Source organism: Rubritalea tangerina, from assembly GCF_042683245.1.
GTDB lineage: Bacteria > Verrucomicrobiota > Verrucomicrobiia > Verrucomicrobiales > Akkermansiaceae > Rubritalea > Rubritalea tangerina.
Genome location: NZ_JBHUJB010000067.1, coordinates 1 through 3,681 on the forward strand (window position 1 = coordinate 1; position 3,681 = coordinate 3,681).

The 3,681-nt window shown below is 42.6% G+C and carries 4 protein-coding genes and 1 pseudogene; all 5 read right to left on the reverse strand.

The annotated features are described in order from the left end of the window. Positions 1-230 (reverse strand): annotated as a pseudogene (locus tag ACFSW8_RS14215) (hypothetical protein); the annotation flags it as partial. Positions 231-1,103: 873 nt separating this feature from the next. Next, on the reverse strand, positions 1,104-1,442 hold the full coding sequence (locus ACFSW8_RS14220; RefSeq protein WP_377090716.1) for a type II toxin-antitoxin system RelE/ParE family toxin: 339 nt from the start codon (positions 1,440-1,442) through the stop codon (positions 1,104-1,106). Beyond that, a complete protein-coding gene (locus ACFSW8_RS14225) occupies positions 1,430-1,687 on the reverse strand; it encodes a type II toxin-antitoxin system Phd/YefM family antitoxin (RefSeq protein ID WP_377090715.1) in 258 nt (85 codons plus the stop codon). The genes ACFSW8_RS14220 and ACFSW8_RS14225 overlap by 13 nt, the downstream gene beginning before the upstream one ends. A gap of 171 nt (positions 1,688-1,858) precedes the next feature. Beyond that, the gene (locus ACFSW8_RS14230) at positions 1,859-2,245 is read right to left on the reverse strand and encodes a hypothetical protein (RefSeq protein ID WP_377178564.1); all 387 of its coding nucleotides are present in this window, start codon (positions 2,243-2,245) and stop codon (positions 1,859-1,861) included. A 238-nt stretch (positions 2,246-2,483) separates the two neighbouring features. Further along, on the reverse strand, positions 2,484-2,879 hold the full coding sequence (locus ACFSW8_RS14235) for a hypothetical protein (protein WP_377178566.1): 396 nt from the start codon (positions 2,877-2,879) through the stop codon (positions 2,484-2,486). Positions 2,880-3,681: the final 802 nt, after the last annotated feature.

The window sequence follows — 3,681 nt, forward strand, 5'->3', positions numbered from 1 at the left end:
ATGGATCGAAGAAGTCGTAAGTCGCTGATGGATAAACTACAGCTCCTTAAGTGAACGCGCATGCGTAGCGGGGGGCGGATTCCAATGATGCCACCACCTTGGATTTTAGCAGTTCTAGCTCCTCCTAAATTAGGGTTGGATTTGGCAAATGTGACCTTGTAAAGCTTTGAGTAGAGGTCAATCGTTGCATCAGCCTCCAGTGTAACAATTTCTAGATAATGTATATTCATGTTATTTGGATTTGTTAGGTAGGGAGAGTCTGAGTCGTTATGAATCTTATCATTTTTACTACACCCGCCAGACATCAGCAGCGAGATTGGTGCCATCATTAAAACGGAGCTACTATAAATGAAAGTACGTCTCGTTGTAATGAAGGGATTCATAATAGTAGTTGGCCAATAGTTTTATACGTTATTCACGGTAACTTAATCCGTGTCTCTAGGGGATGCAATATGATTGATTGTGTAAGGGATGAGATTTGGAAATGGTGAGCGAAGCTCAACTGCGGTTAGCGGTTGGGTGCAGCGTCTTGTTAGCAAAGGCGATTTATTGTGCGTAGTTAGTAGCTGATGAATAGTATGATGAATGGGACTTTGAGTAAGGGAAATAGAGATCGAAAGTCCCAACGCCTTGCTCTGTGTCAAACTCTCCAGAGAAATGAATGACTCCAATAACGTCTGAAACGTACTCCAAATCCTGACCTTGTAGAGACCCTGGCAGATCGACTGGAACCTCATCCAAGGATATGTAAGTGTAACGAACTTTAGTTGATTCTAACTCAAAATATGGGCCAAATGCCTCGGCTACAGCTGACTTTATGTCTTTAGGAGTCTGAGGGTGGCTAACATCCTTGATGACAGACTGATCCTTGCGGGAAAAACCATCAGCCAAATGTTTCGCAAGCTCTTCCCTAGACGAAAATTTTTTATGGGTGTTACATGAGGTTAGAAGAGCTGCTAATGAGTATATACATGTGAGAATGAATATTAGGTGTGTGCGCATATTATTTTAGCAGAACGTAAAGCACACCAATCACTGACCTCAGCGTGCTTTGGGTTTTGGTTTAAAGTTTTAGTAATCGTGTCGGTTCGACTCTCACCGTGTCAGTGATTGGGTGCAGCGTCTTGTTCGTCAACTTGATCTCGCCCCTCGATATCTTGTAATCGTAGAAGCTTCTCAAACCTCATAACGTAAACAATAAACACCGTGTCGCCTTCGATTCTATAAAATATACGTAAAGGACTTATGATCAGGTGCCGATACTCAGAGTCACGTAAATCATGAGGTACAGGACACATCTCAGGAAATGTCTCGAGTAACTTAGCCTTCTCAAAGACCAACTTAACTAGGCTTTTGGCTGCACGCTCGTTATCTAAAGCAATGTGATCAGCGATTTGCTCCAAATCTTGAAGGGCTGGTTCAGCCCAAATTAGTCTAGCCATCGGGACATTCTGCGCTCAGCTTCATCATGTGCGACTACGCGACCATCCTTGATCGCCTTCTCTCCTTTAGCTATACCCTCAAGAAGATGAATCCGAGCCTCCATTGACTCGTAGGTTTCAACATCTACTAAGTATGCAGCAGGCAATCCGTGCTGAGTAATCAGTACTGGCTCATGCTCCTCAGATATTTGAGCTATAATGTCAGTGGCTTTTCTTTTTAAAGTGGTTACTAGTTCCGCCCTCATAATAGTGACACTAAAGTGATACTATTGATTCTGCAAGCGGTATTTTTAGACGAACGTAAAGCACACCGCACCGCTGACGGGGGAATGTACTGTGATTTATTGTTTACGGATTGAGGGTTGGGATAGGGGAGCGAAGCTCAACCGCGGTCAGCGGTTGGGTGCAGCGTCTTGTTAGTCAAGAACTGTGAATCCGTAACTCTTGAGCTCTTTATCACCATCTTGATCATCAGAATAAGTAATAATATGTGACTCGGGCATAACGATAATACCGCAAGATTCGCAATCGATATGTACTGAATACGAAACTTCAAACTCTTTTTGCGCTGATAAAATAGCGGCAACAACAGCTATAGATGGATATTCTGAAACAACTCCAATAGGATTAGATTCAGAGTCATACCTATTCAAAATGAAATCAGCTTCTTCCATATCCTCAGATGCAATACCGACTTTTGATAGATGTTTGAGCAGAATATCATGTGCGCTTCCATAGGTAGCGTCAGAGTGCTCATGAATTTCTTCCAAATCGCAGTGAGCTGTGTTGAAGAACTCATCCATGTCTCTGAAATGGGTTCTAGTGCATTGAGTTCCAATACGTTTACTTAAGTTCTTAGTATTGAGAATGTTTTTTAATCTTTGAGTGAATGTAGGCATTTTTTATGACTAACGTAAAGCACACCGCACCGCTGACGGGGATGTACTGAGATTTATTGTTTGCGGATTGAGGGTTGGAAGATGGGAGCGGAGCTCAACCGCGGTCAGCGGTTGGGTGCAGCGTCTTGTTCTCCAAATTTAGTTATTCTTCTAGTAGCTTCCGAAACACCCTTTGGGTTTTTGCGTCTTTTTGAGTGCTTTCAAAATCCGTAGTCCATCCACGTCCAAGATCTAGTAAATCCTCAATTTGAGTGCTATCGTATCCTAAATCCTTCAATGCTCTGTTGACTCTTCCTTCTTTAGAAACTTCAGACAGCTTCTCTGCCCAAAGCCTTGCTGAAGCCAAACCGAAACCTAGCCTCACAAATCCTTTCTTACCGCGAATCTCTAATAAGGCAGCATAAGCATCCTTCCCTGTCTCTATCGTATATGGGGGCTGAGCTTCTAAGAACCTACTCAAAGCGGATTTTTCATCTTTTTGATCTGCTTGTAGGAGTGGGGTTAGCAGCAGCGATATAAGTAAGACCAAGTGTTTCATTTTTTAGGAGAACGTAAAGCACACCGCACCGCTGACGGGGATGTACTGAGATTAATTGTTTACGGATAGTGGATTGGAAATGGTGAGCGAAGCTCAACCGCGGTCAGCGGTTGGGTGCAGCGTCTTGTTAGCCAAGGTCAGTTTTTAGGGCGATATTGACTGTAGTTTGTGCCAAAAGGGTATACGCAATAGGAGTCTGTTTGTGTAATAAGTTTCCTACGAATTAAGGTCTTAAGTAAGAAATGACGGGTCATGAAGTAGACTAAAAGTGTGGGTGTTACGATGACTATAAGTAACAAGAGTTTGTTGCCACTTGTTGTGAGATCCATTTTGCTGATCAGAGAAGAAGCAATTCTCGTGGTGCAAAGGTAACAGACTAAAGCTGTAGGCATAAATATGCCTATTACAGCTAAAGCTTGTAGTGACAAATATGTGCAAAAGTGCTGTCGGTTGTATTTCTCTATGGCTTGTTTTCTTGTGGACATTCTTGAACGTAGTGAACTCAATAAGTAGATGCTGGGCACTAGTGGTCGTGAAAAATAGACTCTACTTTATCGTTAGAGCCTAAAACAATGTCTACAGAGCACCAGCCGATTACTTTCGTGTATGATATGAATTTCGTGCCGTTATCATAGCTGAGTATATGAGCTTCTGAACCTAAGATTTCTTCAACTTCTTCCACTGACATTCCTGTCTTTATTTGTGCTAATTTTTCAAGGGGAACGGCATGAACAGCGCCATGTGCGTTCACTTAAGGATTTGTAGATTATCCATCAGCGACTTACGACTTCTTTGATCCATC

Bases quoted from the DNA above. Each gene is read 5' to 3' on its own strand.
- ACFSW8_RS14220 (WP_377090716.1), bottom strand. From the start codon at position 1,442: ATGGCTAGACTAATTTGGGCTGAACCAGCCCTTCAAGATTTGGAGCAA.
- ACFSW8_RS14225 (WP_377090715.1), bottom strand. From the start codon at position 1,687: ATGAGGGCGGAACTAGTAACCACTTTAAAAAGAAAAGCCACTGACATT.
- ACFSW8_RS14230 (WP_377178564.1), bottom strand. From the start codon at position 2,245: ATGGATGAGTTCTTCAACACAGCTCACTGCGATTTGGAAGAAATTCAT.
- ACFSW8_RS14235 (WP_377178566.1), bottom strand. From the start codon at position 2,879: ATGAAACACTTGGTCTTACTTATATCGCTGCTGCTAACCCCACTCCTA.